Annotated in this window: 15 protein-coding genes and 1 pseudogene; 12 read left to right on the top strand and 4 right to left on the bottom strand. The window is 57.4% G+C overall.

Annotated elements, in window-relative coordinates; genetic code table 11:
* Nucleotides 1-741, top strand: a 741-nt coding sequence (locus ACP7E0_RS34120; RefSeq protein WP_426131701.1) for an NAD(P)-binding domain-containing protein, incomplete at its 5' end; no start/stop codon positions are given.
* Nucleotides 742-832: 91 nt separating this feature from the next.
* Nucleotides 833-1,021: a hypothetical protein gene (locus ACP7E0_RS34115; protein ID WP_426131699.1), complete on the top strand. Its 189-nt coding sequence runs from the start codon at nucleotides 833-835 to the stop codon at nucleotides 1,019-1,021.
* A gap of 96 nt (nucleotides 1,022-1,117) precedes the next feature.
* On the opposite strand, the gene arsH is transcribed toward ACP7E0_RS34115, so the two are convergent.
* Together arsH and ACP7E0_RS34105 are read right to left on the bottom strand one after the other, a co-directional pair.
* Nucleotides 1,118-1,825, bottom strand: coding sequence for an arsenical resistance protein ArsH (gene arsH / locus ACP7E0_RS34110; RefSeq protein ID WP_426131697.1), 708 nt, complete (start codon nucleotides 1,823-1,825; stop codon nucleotides 1,118-1,120).
* A 40-nt stretch (nucleotides 1,826-1,865) separates the two neighbouring features.
* A complete protein-coding gene (locus ACP7E0_RS34105; RefSeq protein ID WP_426131695.1) occupies nucleotides 1,866-2,198 on the bottom strand; it encodes an ArsR/SmtB family transcription factor in 333 nt (110 codons plus the stop codon).
* Between the two features lie 290 nt (nucleotides 2,199-2,488).
* Here ACP7E0_RS34105 and ACP7E0_RS34100 point away from each other — a divergent pair, with 290 nt between their 5' ends.
* The 5 genes from ACP7E0_RS34100 to ACP7E0_RS34080 all read left to right on the top strand — a co-directional run bounded on the left by ACP7E0_RS34100 (nucleotide 2,489) and on the right by ACP7E0_RS34080 (nucleotide 6,987).
* Nucleotides 2,489-2,980, top strand: a complete 492-nt coding sequence (locus ACP7E0_RS34100; RefSeq protein ID WP_426131702.1) for a copper chaperone PCu(A)C — start codon at nucleotides 2,489-2,491, stop codon at nucleotides 2,978-2,980.
* 94 nt (nucleotides 2,981-3,074) lie between these two features.
* Nucleotides 3,075-4,601, top strand: coding sequence for an alkaline phosphatase (locus tag ACP7E0_RS34095; RefSeq protein WP_426131694.1), 1,527 nt, complete (start codon nucleotides 3,075-3,077; stop codon nucleotides 4,599-4,601).
* Nucleotides 4,602-4,695: 94 nt separating this feature from the next.
* Nucleotides 4,696-5,097 carry a hypothetical protein gene (locus ACP7E0_RS34090; protein ID WP_426131692.1) on the top strand — a complete coding sequence of 134 codons (402 nt, stop codon included), beginning with the start codon at nucleotides 4,696-4,698 and terminating at the stop codon, nucleotides 5,095-5,097.
* 4 nt (nucleotides 5,098-5,101) lie between these two features.
* Nucleotides 5,102-5,773, top strand: a complete 672-nt coding sequence (locus tag ACP7E0_RS34085) for an ABC transporter ATP-binding protein (protein ID WP_426131690.1) — start codon at nucleotides 5,102-5,104, stop codon at nucleotides 5,771-5,773.
* Nucleotides 5,770-6,987, top strand: a complete 1,218-nt coding sequence (locus ACP7E0_RS34080) for an FtsX-like permease family protein (protein WP_426131689.1) — start codon at nucleotides 5,770-5,772, stop codon at nucleotides 6,985-6,987. The genes ACP7E0_RS34085 and ACP7E0_RS34080 overlap by 4 nt, the downstream gene beginning before the upstream one ends.
* Nucleotides 6,988-7,318: 331 nt before the next feature.
* Here the strand turns inward: ACP7E0_RS34080 and ACP7E0_RS34075 are convergent, their stop codons facing one another.
* Both ACP7E0_RS34075 and hmpA read right to left on the bottom strand, forming a co-directional pair.
* Nucleotides 7,319-7,786, bottom strand: a complete 468-nt coding sequence (locus tag ACP7E0_RS34075; RefSeq protein WP_426131687.1) for an RrF2 family transcriptional regulator — start codon at nucleotides 7,784-7,786, stop codon at nucleotides 7,319-7,321.
* A gap of 63 nt (nucleotides 7,787-7,849) precedes the next feature.
* Nucleotides 7,850-9,058, bottom strand: a complete 1,209-nt coding sequence (hmpA, locus tag ACP7E0_RS34070; protein WP_426131685.1) for an NO-inducible flavohemoprotein — start codon at nucleotides 9,056-9,058, stop codon at nucleotides 7,850-7,852.
* A gap of 188 nt (nucleotides 9,059-9,246) precedes the next feature.
* Here hmpA and ACP7E0_RS34065 point away from each other — a divergent pair.
* From ACP7E0_RS34065 to ACP7E0_RS34045, 5 genes and pseudogenes are all read left to right on the top strand, one after another.
* A pseudogene (locus ACP7E0_RS34065) lies at nucleotides 9,247-9,521 on the top strand (IS5/IS1182 family transposase); the annotation flags it as partial.
* 1,270 nt (nucleotides 9,522-10,791) lie between these two features.
* Nucleotides 10,792-11,868 carry an AAA family ATPase gene (locus ACP7E0_RS34060; RefSeq protein WP_426131683.1) on the top strand — a complete coding sequence of 359 codons (1,077 nt, stop codon included), beginning with the start codon at nucleotides 10,792-10,794 and terminating at the stop codon, nucleotides 11,866-11,868.
* 34 nt (nucleotides 11,869-11,902) lie between these two features.
* Complete coding sequence (locus ACP7E0_RS34055; RefSeq protein WP_426131682.1) at nucleotides 11,903-14,335, top strand: S8 family peptidase; 2,433 nt, start codon at nucleotides 11,903-11,905, stop codon at nucleotides 14,333-14,335.
* 135 nt (nucleotides 14,336-14,470) lie between these two features.
* On the top strand, nucleotides 14,471-15,226 hold the full coding sequence (locus ACP7E0_RS34050; RefSeq protein WP_426131680.1) for a hypothetical protein: 756 nt from the start codon (nucleotides 14,471-14,473) through the stop codon (nucleotides 15,224-15,226).
* A 183-nt stretch (nucleotides 15,227-15,409) separates the two neighbouring features.
* A complete protein-coding gene (locus tag ACP7E0_RS34045; RefSeq protein WP_426131678.1) occupies nucleotides 15,410-18,010 on the top strand; it encodes a hypothetical protein in 2,601 nt (866 codons plus the stop codon).
* Nucleotides 18,011-18,456 lie beyond the last annotated feature (446 nt).

The raw sequence follows: 18,456 nt of genomic DNA, 5'->3' as shown, positions 1-18,456 counted from the left end.
AAAGAGGTGACGGAAGCGCTTGAGGTCGTCACGAACCGGGGCATATACCGGGGACGATCAGTGATCAGCGCCACCGGGACCTGGTCGAACCCGTTTATCCCCACCTATCCCGGCATCGACAGCTTCGAGGGCCTCCAGACGCATTCGGCGCACTATCGCTCGCCTGAGAACCTTGAAGGCCGCTCAGTGATTGTCGTGGGGGGTGGAAACTCCGGCGCGCAGATCGTGGCCGAACTTTCTGAAGTCGCGGACGTCACTTGGGTCACGCCTGCCCCACCGATATTTCTTCCCGATGACGTCGATGGGCGCGTGCTGTTCGAGCGTGCGACCGCGAGGGTGCTCGGCAAAGAAGCGGGAGCCGGTCCTGTTGGCGGTCTGGGTGATATCGTGATGGTTCCACCGGTCAAGGCGGCCCGAGATCGAGGTTCGTTGAAAGCAGTGCGACCATTCGAGCGGGTAGATGTCGACTCGGTCATATGGAAGGATGGCAGTTCCACGAGAGCGGATGCCATTGTCTGGTGTACAGGATTTCGGCCCTCCCTCAACCATCTTCGCGACCTGGGCGTCGTTGAGGGTGACGGCACGGTGGAGGCTGATCGAGGCCGGTCCCTGAAGCAGCCACGGCTGTGGCTTGCTGGATACGGAAGCTGGACAGGCGCGGCCTCTGCGACCTTGTTGGGGGCGGGCCGATCTGCACGCGAGCATATGCCATGGCTGATGGAGACGCTTAGCCCGAAATAAGAGTCTTACGTCACCTCCAAACCCTAAAGGCGGCCATTTGTAATACGGCGGTCATCATTTGCGAGTACGCTGCCGGGATCGGAGGTGCGCGATGAAAAACGACCTGACTGTACCAGAAGCGATCAATGATCCGATGATCCGTATCCTCAACAACGCGGATCGGATCAGCGAGCGCGCGTTCGCACAGTTGATGGAAAGCGCAGCCCGCGTGACCCAGCGCGGCACTCGGGCCCTCGAGGAAAACTTCTCGAAGGAGACGCTGGTTCGGTCCCAGGCCTAGCCATCGACATCGACAAGTGACTGCATGGGCATCTCTCCCAATCAATGACTCGAGACTTGGCGGCTGGTAGCAGACTCGGCTCATCCATTTTGCAACCTAAATTGACTTGAGGTTGACCCGCTGCTCAAGCTTTTCGGCTTCTTCCTTGCGCTCGCTGTAGCGGTCGGTCAGATATGCCGAGGCATCGCGGGTCAGCAGCGTGAACTTGACGAGTTCCTCACAGACATCAACCACCCGGTCGTAATAGGGCGACGGCTTCATACGGCCGTTGGTGTCGAACTCCTGGAAGGCCTTCGCTACGGACGACTGGTTCGGGATGGTGATCATCCGCATCCAGCGCCCGAGGATTCGGAGCTGGTTGATGGCATTGAAGGACTGCGATCCACCGGAGACCTCCATGACCGCCAGCGTCTTACCCTGCGTCGGGCGCACCGATCCGACGGCAAGCGGGATCCAATCGATCTGGGCTTTCATGATGCCGGTCATCGCGCCGTGCCGCTCGGGACTGACCCAGACCTGGCCTTCGGACCACTCCGACAATGATCGCAGTTCCTGCACTTTCGGATGTGAGACCGGGGCGGCATCGGGAAGAGGCAGCCCCTCCGGGTTATAGATCCGGACTTCGCATCCGAAGTGCTCAAGAAGGCGACCAGCCTCTTGCGCGAGCAGACGGCTGTACGAGACCTCCCTGAGGGAACCATACAGAATGAGAATCCGCGGCTTATGGGTTGAGAAAGGCGGTCTCAGTGCGTCGACATCCGGCTGGAGGAGGTGTTCGACATGGGCGGCGGGAAGTTCGGTCAAGAAAAGCTCCGTACATAGTTTGGGATCGGTATGGCGTGGTTTACGTGGTCGAAATAGATGCCTTCGAGAACGCAGCGCAGATGTTAGGGTGTCCCGAGCAACAGTCCTTCACAAGGAATTCAACAAGCGAGCCCAGCGCGTCAAAACGGGCGCTATAGAACATGGACCGGCTGCTTCGGCGGACCGCAATCAGGCCAGAGCGCTCAAGCTCCTTTAAATGAAAGCTGATGTTGGACGGGGAGACACTTGCCATGTCTGCTATTTCTCCGGCCGCCATTCCTTCAGGTCCAGCTACTACAAGCGCGCGCAGGACATTCAGACGCGTTTGCTGGGAAAGCGCCGCGAAGGCTAAAAGGGCCTCTTTCTCATTCATGTTTCAATATCTCTATCATTATCGACATATATAGTCGTCGGGTCATCGGGGACAAGAGGGCACACAACATTGCATCGAGCACCGATGTCCGAGCAACGTGGATCGTTAACGAGGAAAATCAACTGCTGCGTTACTACGACTGGAGCAGTGCCTGCAATTCGCATCTCCACTCGCCAAAGCCTGCCGCTTGTTTTGATGGATTGCGGAGAGTGAACGTAGAAGGCCAAGCCCGCTGTCATGGCAGTGACAAACCCCATTGCTATCTGAGAGAGACAAAGGATGGTTCAGAAATGCTAACTCGACATTTACTTGGATTGATGACCTGCGCGGCCATTTTCAGCCCGGTTTCGAATGGAAGGGCGGAGGAGCATGGACACCTTACCGCCGTCGGCACCATTCGAGTCGTCCATCCGTGGGTCAGGGCCGCGGCAGTAGGAGGCTCGACCTTGGTCTTCATGGACATCGAAAACGCGGGCAGGCCCGTTAGGCTGGTCGGCGTCAGGGCCGACTTGGCGCAGCGTGCCGCGGTCGTCGGCATCGTGATGAAGGAAACCGAGCTTTCCACGGCCGAGATAGGTGCACTCGATATCCCGGCCGGAGAAGTCCAACTTGACCCAGGCGGGCTGGCAATCAAGCTGGAAAACCTCTCGGAGGAGCTTGTGGCCGGAGAGGAAATAGAAATTGTTGTGACCTTCGAACCGGGCGGCGAGTTGGTAGTTCATCCCGAGGTCGAGCCTGTCGGCGCAACTGAACACCATCACGCCGGACATTCTCACGAGTGACCGTCATATGCCTGAAATGAACCCTCAATAGTTTGCCAATCGACGCGACTTTCCCAAGTCCGGCTGTATTCAATTTCTTCGAGGGGGTTCACTGATGATCAGGACACTTTTTTCCAGCGTATGCTGTGCTGCGCTGATGGTTGCGAATGTCAACGCGGCCGATCTTCCGCAGGCCGCCGACAGCTACTTCACGGCAGCCAAGGCAGCGCTTGACGCCAAACTCGCCATCCAGCCGATCACGGGCAAGGCGAAGAACGTCATCATCTTTGTTGGCGACGGAATGAGTGTCGCAACCGTCACGGCTGCGCGTATTCTGGAAGGTCAGAAACGCGGCGTTGACGGCGAATCGAACATCCTGACTATCGATACTTTCCCTTATACGGCAATCTCGAAGACTTACAGTCACGACGGACAGGTCTCCGATTCGGCCCCGACGGCCACGGCGATGGTCTCGGGCGTCAAAACCCGCAATGACATCATCGGTCTAAATCAGGATGCCGTCGTTGGCGATTGCGAAGGCTCGAAGGGCAAAGAAGTCAAGTCGATCTTTGAAATGGCCGAGGAAGCGGGCCTGGCCACAGGCGTGGTCTCGACCGCCCGCATCACGCATGCGACGCCCGCTGCGACCTACGGCCACACGCCTGACCGCGACTGGGAAAACGACAAGGAAGTCGGCGAGGAGCTAGCCAAGGGCTGCAAGGACCTCGCCGATCAGCTCGTGAACTCGACGGCAGGTGACGGTTTCGAGGTTATCCTCGGTGGTGGCCGCAGCAACTTTGTTCCGGCGGAGACAGCGGATGCCGAAGACGAAGGCAAGACAGGCAGCCGTACGGACAAGCGCGACCTGACGGGCGAGTGGACTTCCAAGAGCAACAACCACCTCTATGTCACCGATAAGGCCGGCTTCGATGCCGCCGATCTGAAGTCAGGTGCGAAGCTTCTCGGCCTGTTCGACCGCAGCCACATGGAATACGAGCTTGACCGTCCCAAGGACACCAAGGGCGAGCCGTCGCTCGCCGAGATGACGGTAAAGTCGATTGAGCGCCTTTCCCAAAGCGAAAAGGGCTTCGTGTTGATGGTCGAGGGAGGTCGGATCGACCATGCCCACCACGCAGGCAACGCTGCCCGCGCCCTGGAAGATGCCATTGCCTTTGACCAGGCCATCAAGAAGGCGCTGGAAATGACCAAGCGGGAGGATACGTTGATCGTCGCCACTGCCGATCATGGTCATACCATGACCATCAACGGTTATCCGAAGCGCGGTAACCCGCTGTTCGGTCTCGTCGTAGATGTCGATGGCACCGTGGCCAAGGCAGCCGACGGCAAGCCCTACACGACGCTTGGATATGCGAACGGTCCTGGATCGCTGTTCCCGGCTTTGGGCAAGGACAAGACAGTAGCGGAGCCCGCAGGTGTCCGACCGGACCTCACCGCAGTCGATACGATGTCTCCTGACTTCCTGCAGCCGGCGCTTGTGCCGATGGAATCGGAAACTCATGCCGGGGACGACGTTGTGATCTACGCGTGGGGTCCGCAGGCGCACTTGTTCTCGGGCACGGTGGAAGAAAATTACGTCTATCACGTCCTGTCGAACGCCTCCGGGCTCGGTCAGGAAGACTAAGATTTCCAAACAGGATCAGGCAATCCGGCCAGACGCCGGGTTGTCTGTTTTCGTAGGTTGACGCATGCGACGACTGATTACGGGTGTTTTCTTGATGTTCGTTGCGATTTCGATTGCGACAGGCCTTGCCGCGGCAGCGGCCGACACGCTGGCATTCACCGAACTCTATGAAAAGGGCAGCGATCCGTCTGCCAAGACCACCGCTCTTGCAGGCAGTGAAGTCGAGATCGTCGGTTACATGGCACCGCCGCTTAAAGCCCAGGCCTCGTTCTTCGTCTTGACCAAGATGCCGATGGCCGTCTGTCCGTTCTGTGACTCCACACTCGACTGGCCGACGGACATCGTCATGATCAAGACTTCGTCGATCGTGGACGCCACGCCATTTAACTTTCCGATCAAGGTCGTGGGAAAGCTCGAGGTCGGGTTCGAGAAGGATCCCGAGACGGGATTTGTGAGCTTCCTACGGCTTGCCGACGCTGTTTTCGAGCGGCTTTAAAAGCATGGTTTCGCTTCAGCGGATCTTGGTCGATGTGTCAGACAGCTTGCGCAGCAAACGCGCCATTCTGACAATTGACGACCTTATATTCCGGCCCGGCGAACTGACCGTGGTGGCAGGCCCCTCCGGCTCAGGAAAATCCACCCTCCTGAACGTGATTTCGGGGATCACTCCCGTCAACAGCGGTTCAGTTTCGGCATTTGGCGAGACGGTCACGGAATTGCGAGAAAGCCGCCGCGACGCGTGGCGGCGGCGGACGGTGGGAATGATCTTCCAGGATTTCAACCTTATCGGCGAACTGTCGCCGCTCGACAATATCCGCTTGCCGCTCAGCTTCGGCAAGTCGGCGCAATCCGCAATTGATGCAGGATCGCTCATGCATCGGTTCGGCATCCCGTCGGATCGGACGACTGTTTCGCGCATGTCTCGCGGCGAGCAGCAACGGGTCGCGATTGCCAGGGCCTTGCTTTTTGACCCGCCAATCATCTTGGCGGACGAACCCACTGCCAGCCTCGATACGAAGAATGGTGCTTTCGTCATCGAGGCTCTGATTGAGGAGGCGGCGAAGGGGAAGACGGTCATCGCTGTCAGCCACGATCCGGAGCTTGTCGCCCGCGCAGCCACGACCATCTATCTCGACCACGGCAGAATCGCGCGGCAGGAAGTAGCCTCATGAACCCGTTGCCAATGGTATTCTCCACCCTGCGCGCCGATCGACGCTTGAATCTGACACTCGTGATGCTCGTGATGATCGCCACGGCGCTTGGCGTCGCGATCATTTCGCAGGAGCGCGCGCTGAAACAGGCGAGCGCGCGTGCTGTCGACAAGTTCGATCTCATTGTCGCCGCTCGAGGAAGCATCACCGATGTGACGTTGAAGTCGCTCTTTCTTCGGCCAGGTTCGGTCGAACTGCTGAGCGCTGACGTCGTCCGGCAGGTTCTGGCCGAGAAGCGGGTGGCTTTCGCCGCGCCCCTCGCGTTCGGCGACAGTGTGGACGGTGATCCGGTGGTCGGGACGACGCGGGATTTGGTCCTGCATCTGGCGAGCGGGCGGATTCCGGAGGGGCGGGGGTTCGAAACCTGGGAGGAAGCCGTCGTCGGCCACGCTTCCCCGCTAAAAGTCGGCGACACTTTTCGGACGAGCCACGGCCACGGTCCGGATGAAACCATCGGCGGTCTCGTCCACGCCAACACCTTTACCGTGGTGGGTCGCCTTTCCGCGCAGGGGTCGCCCTGGGATCGCGCCGTGATCATCCCGGTAGAACAGATCTGGAAGCTGCACAATCTTCCCACAGGACACCCGCCCGGAGCAGAAACAGCCCTCGGACCGCCCTTTGACGATGCGTACCTCGCCGGGGTCCCGGCGATGGTCGTAAAGCCTGAGAACCTGGCCGGAGCATACGGTCTGCGGAATCTGTTCCGCACGGAGAAATCGACAGCCTTCTTTCCGGCGGAAGTTTTGGTCGGGCTCTATCAGGTGCTCGGCGACATCCGGGTTATGATGACGGCACTTGCAGGCGGCACTCAGGCTTTGGTTATCGCAGCCGTAATCACCTGTGTGGTCGTCCTACTGCGCGTTCACCGACGCCGTTTCGCCGTGCTTCGGGCGCTGGGAGCACCAAGGACGTACGTGTTCGCCTGCATCTGGCTCTATGTCGTGACTATCGTCGTGAGTGGTGCTGCTGCCGGGCTTGTCATAGGACTCGCGGGCTCTCACTTGGCAGGTGTCTATATAGGCGCTCAGACGGGGATTGCACTAACACCGTCGATCGGTGTTCACGAAGTGTCGCTCGCTTTGCTCATGGTCGTAGTCGGATGTGTCTTTGCATTGGTTCCTGCACTCGCACTCTACAGGGATCGACTGGACCGGGTGTTGCAGGTGATTTCCTGATCTTGGAGCAAGCTCCATGAAGTAGTCCTCGCGATGTGCCGAGATGATTTTTAAGCCATTATATATCTAACTGACGCTGGTCGATTTCGCCTCGTCCAGAAAGCCTATGTTGGCTTCGAGCGAAACCAAATCTTGGCACCAAGGCTTCAAGTGTCAGCTTTACCTGTCGGGCCCCAAAACGAACCAATGAACGTCGAGGACCGCGCAGCCCGTCTACAACGCGCTCCCGGACGGGCAATGAAACAGGGTTTGATTATGCGCTGCGTACATCCAGGCGCGGTATCGCGACGGGACAAAACTGAGGCACTTGATTATTTTCGTGCCGTTCAGCTTATGTGCGGGAAAGTATAGGCGCCGGTGAGGGCGAAAGGTGGAGCAGGTCTCTTAGAGCAGTTTGCGGTGCGACAAGATCCTGCAGCGTATATCCGTCGAGAACTTCCAGGAACGCCTTTCCGGCCTGGGCGAGCGCGCGCTTAAGAATGCAGGCAGGCTGAACGGCACATACGATGCCGACATCCGCCTCCATGCAGGGTACGAGCGCGAAATCGGGTTCGCATGCCCTGACGATCTCGCCGACGCGAATGCTCTTGGTCTCCCGTCCAAGCCGCATGCCACCTTGCCGGCCACGAACCGTTTCAATCAGGCCTTTCTTGCCCAGTTCATGTGTGATCTTCATCAGGTGGGCCTTTGAAATCCCGTACGCATTGGCGACGTCGTCGATCGTAGAGAGACCATTTTCGCGCAAGCCGAGGTACATCATTAGCCGCAGAGCGTAATCGGAATAAACGGTTAGCCGCATGATTGTCCTCGATAACTTCAAAAAATTCCCGATCAGAGAGCGAGCTCTGACCGGGCGGGCTCATTATGCCGCTAAATCGTCTGCGGGTCCGAAAAATTCGTAATGAAGGCGCTCACTTGAGACGCCCGCTGTGGCGAGGCCTTTCACGAACATCGCCAGGAAGGGTTTCGGACCACAAAGATAAACGTCGGCTTCGGTTAGCGGCGTGTTTTCCGCCAGCCAGTCGACGGTGACATATCCTTCGTGGTCATAATGGATGCCCTTTTCGTCCGTCTCATGCGGCGCTTGGTAGAATATCGCGGAGTTCAGTCCGCTTTTCCGAGACGTCAGTTTTCGGACGTGCTCGCCCATAGCGTGGACCCTACCGTCTAGCGTTCCATGCACATAGTGGACCGTCGCCGCGTCTTTAGTGGACGCGATCGCCTCAAGCATGCTGATCATCGGGGTTAACCCAACGCCTCCGCTCAAAAGGATTACTGGTCTTTGAGTTCCTTCCTTGAGGAAGAAGTCACCCGTCGGCGGCGCCACATCAAGGACATCCCCTTCGCAAACCGCGTCGTGCAGGTGGTTCGATATCAGGCCCAGCGGCTCCCGCTTGACCGAGATGCGATAGGTCTTGCCGTTCGGCGCCGACGAGATGCTGTAGTTACGGCGGTGCTCGTCGCTGCCTGGAATTGCAACCTTGAACGTCAAATACTGACCAGGTCGGTGAAGAACGACGCTGCCACCGTCGTCAGGCTCAAGAACGAACGACATGATTATATCGCTCTCCTTCCGCTTTTCCGCAACGCGGAACCGACGCCAGCCGTTCCAGCCACCCTCTGCTGAATTCAGTTCCTTGTATACCTGCTCCTCACGTCCAATGAGAATGCCGGCGAGGAACCAGAATGCTTCGCCCCACGCGTTCAGAATCTCGTCCGTCGCCACGTCGCCAAGCACTTCTTTGATGGCGGCCAGAAGCGCAGTCGCGACATGTGGGTAGTGGTGCGGCTGGATGTGAAGACCTACATGCTTCTGCGCGATCCGCTCCACGGCGCCAGCGAGAACACCAGGATTGTCAATGTTCTGGGCGTAGACGAGGATTGCGTGTGCAAGCGCCTTCGTCTGACGCCCGTTTTCTCCTTGGTTCGATTGATTAAAAAGGCTCTTCACCTCATCCTTTTGGAACAGGCGATCGTACATCACCGCGGTGATGTCGGTGCCATGCGCGGCGAGCGCTGGAACCGTGGCTCTGACGATCGATTTTGTTTGTTCACTCAGGATTGCCGACATGATCTTTCCATTCTGCTGGTGTGTCAGTATTTCGCCTTCAGTAGCAATTAAAAGATATATCTACAATATATGTTTAAGCGCCACCAGCGCGGTTGCGCCGTTCTGTCGCAGAAAACAGAACGGTGGAGCAATTCGGCGGGTTTTCTTTATTTGGTCAAAAGCCGCGCTTTAGGCCTCAGCGCATATCGCGGGCGATGGGTCCATGGTCAGGGATCAACCCCGTCATGGGAGTACGAGGGCTGCAAGGGCAGGGGCCTCTCCAACGGCTGGTGCCATCGATTTCCAAAGTGTCAGAACGACCGAAGCGAAGGCATCTGAGCCTTTAGACACGGGAAAGAAGACAAGCACCACTTCATTGTCGATACGCTCCGGCTGATGGTCGGTCTCATGGTGCATGGTGCCGATAATCAAGTACCGCGGCGAGCTCCCGTCTTGAATCCGTTCGTGGCCATGGCACCGTCACTACCAACTCATCCGACAAATACGAGCTCTGGCAAAATTAAATTCCAGCGAATAAATCCGTCGCTTTATTCGGATGTCCACCAAGACCGCCTACCTCGGTGTAGCGCGGCAGCACCATCATTTTCTCTTCTGGAAGGGGCCTTTGCAGCTTCTTTGCCTCTTTCCGGATAATCGGTCCCGGTCTGTCCGGATGGGCGGAAAAGGCGGACCTGAACGGCGCAATGTTCGTGTTCACTCTTCCGTTGGACGATGCCTCCGGGTGATCTTTGCGACCGAGGACGGGCTTCACGCGTCGATATGTTGCGCCTTCCTACACTCGCGGATCCGACCATGATCGGCTCATCGCACTCACGCAGGCCCAGCGATCAAATTCTTCGCCACCATCTGGCTACCGTGCGCGTGGCGCCGTAGCACCCGGCCTCTGAGATCTCCGAGCTGCTTTGCTGAGTGTCGGTCCGCCTGCCTCGAAGCTCCGATCGCCTCCCGCGTATTCGAGCCAACCGAATCCGTGATCGAACCAACATCAATGTCCTGCCTGCGGCCACTGGAAGGCTCAAGCAGCGTTTGTGCCCCAGTTGTCGAATGTCAAAAGCGTCTGGCGCTGTGCCGATTCTAGCAAACGAGATCATGGAGGCGCTCACCGACTCCTGAGCCGAAAGGCGGTCAGGCTCTTAGCGGCGATGGCGAAGCTGGGGGAGGTGATCTGTCTCACGCATAATTTCCCCTCATCGAAATCTCCAGGACGGTTTGCTCGGCGCCTCGCGTCCGCAATCTCGACTTGCGTATGTGGAAGGATAGAAGCTTGGGCCGGAGTAGATCGCTTCGCTGCTTTCGTTAAAGACGTCGCCGACGATCCGTCAAAGTGTGATTTCCGCCAGATTACGACGGCTTGGCGTCATGCCCGAAATTGAAAGGAGCGTTTATCGGCGATTGACCTAATCCTCCGAAGGCAACAGGATAATTGAAATCCGACTCGATAGGCTCGATCTATCGTCGTATTTACTCCTTCAAACCTTGGGGGCGGGCATGAACCGTGTGCTAAAGAGGATTGGAAAATCACGCTTCGGCAAGGAGAATTGATAAAATTTTCCTCAGGTAGTCACGCCTGGGAGTTGGGGCTGAGCTTGGGGCCTTGTGGCGCTGGACGGGCTGAACTGTGGCAGATTGAGTTCAGTCACTTGCTTTTGAGAATTTAATAAATTGAAACTCTATATTAACTCGCGGGTTTGCCTATGATCTCGAAGCAGGTTTCAAGAAGGACTACAGAGAACATGCCACGCACTGAAACGGCGCGAAAAAAGGAAGACCATGTCCTTGACACGGGACCCGCGCGTGCCGCTCTGCAAGCGCTCGCAGCCGAGGCGCGCTCGCAGCAATTGCTTGGATATGCCGAACGGCTCGAAAAAACATCCGGAGGTTCGCGCATGCCGCAGGCGGGTGCCCGTGCTCGAAGTGTCATCCCAGCATCCGTCGAAGGCTCGCTTGTTGAGTTAACGCCGCGTCGGCGTCTAAAAGATCTCGTGCTACCTCGCGAAATCGGAGACGATATCCGCGACTTCGTCGCTGAATACTCTGATCTCACGCTTCTGCGCTCCCATGGGCTGGAGCCTCGACACAAGGTTTTGCTGGTCGGTCCTCCCGGCACGGGCAAGACGAGTCTCGCCGAGGTTCTTGCTTCCGAGCTTAAACTTCCATTCTTGGTGGTCCGGTATGACGGGCTGATCGCGAGCTATCTTGGCGAAACCGCAACGCGTTTGCGCAAGCTGACGGACTTCATCTCACAGAAGCCATGCCTGGTGTTTTTTGATGAGTTCGACACGGTCGGCAAGGAGCGCGGCGACACGCAGGAAACTGGCGAGATCAAGCGGGTCGTCAGCTCGCTGCTGCTGCAGATGGATTCGATCCCAAGCCACTGTGTCGTGGTTTGCGCGACGAATCATCCAGAATTATTGGATCGTGCCGTTTGGCGTCGGTTTGAACTTCGTCTTGAGGTGCCGCTCCCTGGCAGGCCCGAGATCGCCGAGTGGTTCCGACGCCTTCTCAAGGATTTTGATGGCAAATGCAACGTAAACGAGAATTTGTTTGTTGAATCGTTGCTTGGCATGAACTTTTCGGATATCGAGGGTTTTACTTTGGACATCCGACGTAAGGTTGTTTTGTCCCGAGGAAAAGTTTCGCCGGAAGAAGCGATCAATTCGGCGCTGGCTAAGCTTGAGAAGAAGAAATCGCACGCAGGGAGTGCGACCGATAGCCAACCGTCCGATAGTCCGAATCCAGCGCCTCCTGAAACTTCAAAAAAGAATAAAAGGCCGGAGAAAATACATCCCGCCACGGGCACTCTCATCTGAGAGCCAAGCCAGACGGCTAGCGCCGGGCATTGACATGCTCCGGCAGTCGATTGCCGCCGGCGTCAATAGTAATCCCGCATTCGCGTCACCAGATCGGGCTCTCGTTTTTGAGGTGATCGGTCCCGTTGAAAAGTTTGTAGAGGCCGTCCAACAAATCGGCTTCGAGTGGCTGACGGAGGATTATGCGAACGCTGAACTCGACGTCGTTGCCTCGTCCGGCGATGGCGATGAAGACGAGGTCGTATCGTCTCTCATGTATGTGACGATGCCGACCATCAATGGCGTCGAGCGGTTGCTGGCGATGTGGAACAGGTTCACGTCGAAACTCTCGGCCGGTCCAGGCGAGCAAGATTGGTGGAAAGTATTCGGGTATCTGTCTGCGATCAGACCATGGAACGCCACCGATCGTATCGATCCTGCAACGCAGGCATTTATCGGTCGACAGCTCCAGCGAGATCCCGAAGCAGCAGTGCGGCTGGAGGTGGATCTCTGGTTCCGCGGCGATTCGCTTCTTAGGGCTTCCGCCCATGAAGGCCTTCAAGCTGTTCTTGACGAGGTTGGCGGCACTATCGTTGACTTCGTCACGATCGACCCAATCCGATATCAGGTCGCGCTCGTTGAAGTGCCTCCTGAAGAAGCCGGCGGAGTGCAGTCACGCTCAGGCGTCGTCGCGAACGCCGACCAGATCATGTCGATCCGCCCACAGTCGTTCTTTCGCTCGAATCCCAATCCCGAAGGGGGCGAGCCAATCGTCGAGGCCGAAGGATTCGAAGCAGATGATCTTCGCCCAGCCGTCGCGGCAATCCTTGACGGATACCCGATGGCAAACCATCGTCTGCTCGCTGGCCGAGTAGATGTCGAGGAGGTCGATATCACCGGCGCCATGGTGCCTGTGAACCGTCGTTACCACGGTACGGCCATCGCGTCGCTTATCATCCACGGCGATCTGGCCGCCGGTGAAGAGCCCATCACCAGACGGCTTAAGGCCGTCCCGATCCTTGCTGCGCCTCAGGGATTTTCCGACGAGCGTCTCGACACCGATTATTTGCCGATCGGGTTGATTTACCGAGCGGTTCAAGCGTTGAAGCAGGGTTTGAACGGCAATCCGCCGACAGGCCCGGACGTTGTCTTGATCAACCACTCGGTCTGTGACTCCGAAGGGTCATTCGTGCGTCGGCCGAGTGTTTGGGCAAGACTGCTTGACTGGATGAGCTTGGAATACGGGATCTTGTTCGTCGTAAGCGCGGGCAACATAGGGAGGGAGTTTCCGACCGGTTTCGCGGACGAGGCTGCATACGTCGCGGCAAATCCAGTCGAACGGCAGGCGGCGACGATGCTTGCGGTAGAGGCGACGAAGGGTATTCGTGGCCTCCTCAGCCCTGCCGAGGCGATGAATGTTCTTACGGTTGGAGCGCTGCACCTCGATGAAGCTGGCGACTGCCCTCCGGGGCATGTGGATCCTTTCCCTTCTTTCGGCGTCACCAATTTGGGGAGTGCGATTGGCCCCGGAATCAATCGATCCCTGAAGCCAGATCTGGTTGAAGCCGGTGGGCGGCAGCTTGCCAACACCGAGGACACCGGCGATGGCCATGTGCTTTGGCCAAGCGATACCGGCGTGCTGGGTCAGAAGGCGGCCGCACCGGACCCTTTTGCGGGCAGCCTGTCCCGCACGTCGCGCACGACCGGCACAAGCAACGCGGCCGCGTTGGTCACCCGCGCCGGAATTATGGTCGTCGATGCTTTGGAGGAGATGCTGGCTGGGGAGGGGCTTGAGCTTTCTTCTTTCGAGCGAAGGGCTTTGGCGACGAGAGCTTTGCTGATCCATGGTTCTGCGTGGCGCGGTCATGGAGACATCCTGGAGCGCATCTATCCCCCTGCATCAGCCAAGCAATGGCGGGCCCGCCGAGGGAGCATCACCAAATTTCTGGGGTTTGGGCGTCCTGACTTCACCCGCGTCGTCGCCGGGGAGTCCAACCGCATCACTTTGCTTGCGGATGACGCCATTTCGCACGAGCAGCTTCACGAGTACAGGATCCCGATTCCTGCCAGCATGATCGGCTCGCGTGAACTTCGAAGGATAGTGATGACGCTGACGTGGTCGCCGCCTTTCCATCCGACTTCGATCGCCTACCGTGGTGCGGCGCTGGACATCGTCGATCGTGACGGAAGCCGAAATTTCTGGCGCGGGTTGAAAAAGGTGATTCAACCTCATCCGGACGACGTGCGACGCGGGACTGTCGCGCATTTTGTGCTCGAAGGCGAAAACAGTACGGCGTTCACCGATTCCGCGGGTCTCTTCGTCGGCGTTCAGGCAAGGGCGTTGAGCGCCAACTTCCGCGAATCCTTGGTGCCGTATGCGCTCGCCATTACGCTCGAGGTAGCAACCACCGTACGTGAGGACATCTATGCGTCGGTGAGTGCCGCGATAAAAGCGACAATTAGGCCGCGCACACGAATCCAACAATAGGGACGGAAGATGACGACGCAGAATAACAAGGTTCTCGGATCCTGCCGGCCCAACGAGATAGCGGAATATCTCGAACTCATTGGCGACGTCGATGCTGCAAAGCGCTTCCACGCCTTGGGTGGGAAGGCTCAGCGGTTGTCGGTCCCGTTCATCAATGATGAATGGGGCTACACCGGCGCAAAGATCGGTTTTATTCCGGCCGTGGGAAATACGGCGGCATGCGATATTGTCAATGCGATTGGAATGAAAGCGGATGATGCACTCAAGGATCAGCCATTAAAGATCAGCCTCGACGTGTTCCATGTTCAGAATTACCCTGGGATGGGAAAACACCGGATCCTTTGCGAGTTCAGCGGCAAGAACCAGACGCAGAAGGAGGCGGAGGCGATGAGGTTCGCGCTGACAGTGGCAGCCAACGACAAGAGCTTCGCCGCGCATATCGGGCATCCCATATTTGTCGGCGTCAACGTGGGCAAGGACGGGCTATCGTTCGAAGGCAGAACCGTGAACGTCAAGAGCGATACCGACGACCTGATGCTCGATGCCTTGGGAAATTCGACCTTCAGGGACGGCCTTTCCCTGTTGACGACTGCACAGCCCGTGCTCAAGCCGTTCGTAAAGCTTGCCGAGGGCGTCGTGACCTCCGTTCTTAATCGTAATAAGAACAGAGAAGTCTTCAAGTTCGCTCTCGGCCTGGATTTCTCTGATAGCCGGACGACTGCCAAACTTCGTCTCGGCTCCTATGTCGTCGTTCAAACCGACGAGACAGATTGGAACTGGGACGAATTCTTCTGGCATACGGGGTCTGGTGCGGTGCTGCCCAAAGGCGACAAGGACGAGCCGTTGAGTCTCAACTATCTTGTTTTCGGCGTCTCGAGAACCGGCCAGTGAATCGGGCGGTATGAGCCTGTTGTGCAAACAGACGGTCTTCCGGCTGCTCACGCTATGGATGACGGCTTTGCATGATATGCCTCATGCAAATGTCTCAGGCTCGCGGCACGTCCGGGGTTTTGGACTTTAGTGCTGCCCTTCAACTGAAAAACGTGTCCGGACACCGCCATTGGATAGCCTTCTATGTGGACCACCGACAAGACTCGCCGCGCCAACATAACGCCCAGGCCGCTGCGCGTTGCCTATCTGGTTCCACTGGATCCGAGCCACACTCTCCTAGACGTCCTCTTCGCTGAATCCATGTCGCGGTGGGGAGGGCGGCGGACGCCGATCATCATCACCGACGGTAGTTCAATCGCGACCACAGACTGGGCGTTTCTGGACCTCTGGGACGCGGACGTCATTTATAGTTACGTGCCGCTCGACGATACGCTCCGTGAGCAGATCGCGTTTTGCCTCGCGCCGGCGACGATCGATGTTCACAAGACACTCGACGACTGGGAAGACGATTACGCCCTACGTCCACGTCAGGAACTTCTCCATAGCGCACTGAAAGTGACGTCGGTGTTGCCCCGCCTAGCCCGCCATCAGGAAGTGCGAAGGGGAAAGATAAACGAGGTGCTAGACAGAGAGGCGGGCAGCGATGTTGCTCGCGATCTCGCCGACAGTTTCGGCTTTTTGAGCGACGCCTCGATCCACGTGAACCTTGGATTGAATGCGCGAAGGTTGAGCTACAGGGGGGCCGGCAAGGAGGAGCAGGCCCCTCGTTTTCGCGGCGACGATGTCATCTCCTATGTCAGTGATATTTCCGATTTGGAGGAGCGTCTTTCAAAGGACGGGGCACTGCTTTTGCCAAGCCAGATGTCCGATATGTTCTGTCCATATCTCAACGGTCTCAGCCACGCGGCAAGCTGGGAGGACCGATTGACGCTCGTCATAGGGGATGAACAGGTCGATCGACTGCTCTTCTGGAACGCCATCCACCACTACAAAGCCCTGGACGTTTTTCGAAGCAGTCAGATATTTCGGTTCGGCTTGCCACGCGTCCAAGGTTCGTTGCCTGCCTGGATCAAGTACCTATGTGGCGGCGTCCGGAATAGTCGTCGATTAGGCGGCAACGGGGCGGCGAATGTGAAAATCATATCCGCCTCGCTGCCGGTCGATATGTTAGAGGCCGTTTCGAATCGAGTTGGTGCCAGTCCTGGGACTATGTCGTCATTCGCGAGGCTCAAAGGGTCGAGCTTCGAACCGTTCGCCGATAATGATCCAAGAAAGGAATACCAACACAGCATGATCTCGTGGCCGGCATGGTTATGGGGGGGGCCTAGAAACAGTCAGTCCGTGAAGATAGATCGCAACGAAATTGACCTGCCCTGCGTTCGGCCATGGCACACGGAGGATTTTCCACTTGGCCCAACAACAGTGGGCTCGTGGCTTTGCGACATCGATATGCAGCGAGCTGAGGACCACAGCCGCTATTCCAATGTTGAGCATCGCTGGATCTTTCCGCGCAGGCTCGCTCTTCATAGAGGCGTGAGGATGGAGAATTACGGAGCGAAGACGCTTGGGCTTCAGCCACCGACTCGACCTACTGAACGGGGGAGCCTCTCGGTCTGGGAGGACATGCAATGGAATAGGCCGACCTTGCGAATTCCTCAAGATATCAACGCATTCCGACAGGCACTGTTCTACCATCACCCGAATAGTGTGGCCGAGCAAAATCAGCACCAGGCGGGGGGGCCGGCTTACCGCATCAGCGATATCAGCGTGTCTGGCAAGGGACGCGACCTTCTTGGCGTCCTAAAGTTCTTCCACAATCTTAACGAGGCGGCAGTCTTCCTAACGAACCGATATATTCTGAATGTGATATCGCGGCTCGCGCCGACGGACACCAGTCAGGATACCCGTCGTACCAAAGACCTGACGGCAGAATTGGCTCGACGGTTCAAGGACAAGGCGCCGAATGATGAAGACTTCAACCGCGCAGCAAAGCGAGTTCTGGAGCTAGCCGCCCGGTGGGTCCAAAAAGATACGAAGGCTAGCGAATACCTTAGCTACAAGGTGCTCAGACAGATACTCAGTCAAACCGTCAAGAAATCGGAGGAACGAGAAGGTCTCGACGATTGCCTGAAGTTCCTCAGAAACCAAAGCTTTCTATTGCAGGGATACGGATGGAAATGTCGCCGTTGTCGGCATCCCAATTGGGTCGGGCTGGAGCAAATGGCGAACAACTTCGAATGCGTGATCTGCGCTGCCGTCGAGGACGCGCCGGTTGGAGGCGACGAGGATACGCATTTCAGGCTAAATTCGTTTGTCAGTGCGGCATTCGGCCCGGCGTCCGCCCAGGATGCGGTCATTTGGTGTGTGGCCCTGTTATTAGAAAGTGCGAACCACTCGTTCATGCTGACGCCGACTCTGGATATCAGGGACAAGGCTAATTTTCCGAAAGGCACGGATCTTGATGTTCTGGCATGCGTGGATGGTAAGGTTCATCTCTATGAGGTCAAACGTAGTTTCGCCGGCATAGATCAACGTCAGATCGACGACCTTGTCCAAATCGCAACATTGTTGAGGCCCGACTTCGCGGGTTTTGCCGTGCATAATGACTCGAACAAAAACGTCATGGAGCCGGGTCAAATTCAGACCCTCAAAGAAAGGCTGCAGGCATTGGGTGTGGAATTCGTTCTGGTAAGCGGCAACAACACGCTTCAAAGGGTAGGGTACGGGGGCGTTCCGCGGAATGTCGGCGACCCCATGCGGTGGACTGTTTGGAATGATGGTTGAATCAAGGGTTTCAGCCGGACACGCTTGTGCTTGGTATGCGACGTAGGGCTATGGCATCGATTGAACGCGTTTGTCGCGACGGTGGTTCCGACAGCGATGATATCCGTACCCAGATTTGGCGGCGTCAGCCGCAACCCGGCGGTGTTTTCCTCGGAGGCTGATCTGATCTCTGGGGCTAACGTTTTGGATGACGCCGCTGCTGCATGTCGATGGCTTCACAAGCTGCGCCACAGTCCATCTGGAGTACGTTTCTTCCAAGGACAAACTGCCCCGTGCCCTTCACGTTGACTGTAACCGCCCGATTGCTACCGCGTAGATTTCGCTTTGATGCGAGCGACGAGGAGCTCGTCGTCAACAAAGCTGTCGAGGAAGTTGTTCCATTCTTGGGGTGAGCGGCGGGCGTCTTTGAGCATCTGCTCCAATTCGTCCATGCCGTCGTCTGTCAG

It is taken from the genome of Pararhizobium sp. PWRC1-1 (genome assembly GCF_049897905.1).
In the GTDB taxonomy this organism is placed as follows: Bacteria; Pseudomonadota; Alphaproteobacteria; order Rhizobiales; family Rhizobiaceae; genus Pararhizobium.
The sequence above is the reverse complement of the archived record's forward strand: the minus strand, read 5'-3'. Positions and strand labels throughout refer to the sequence as shown.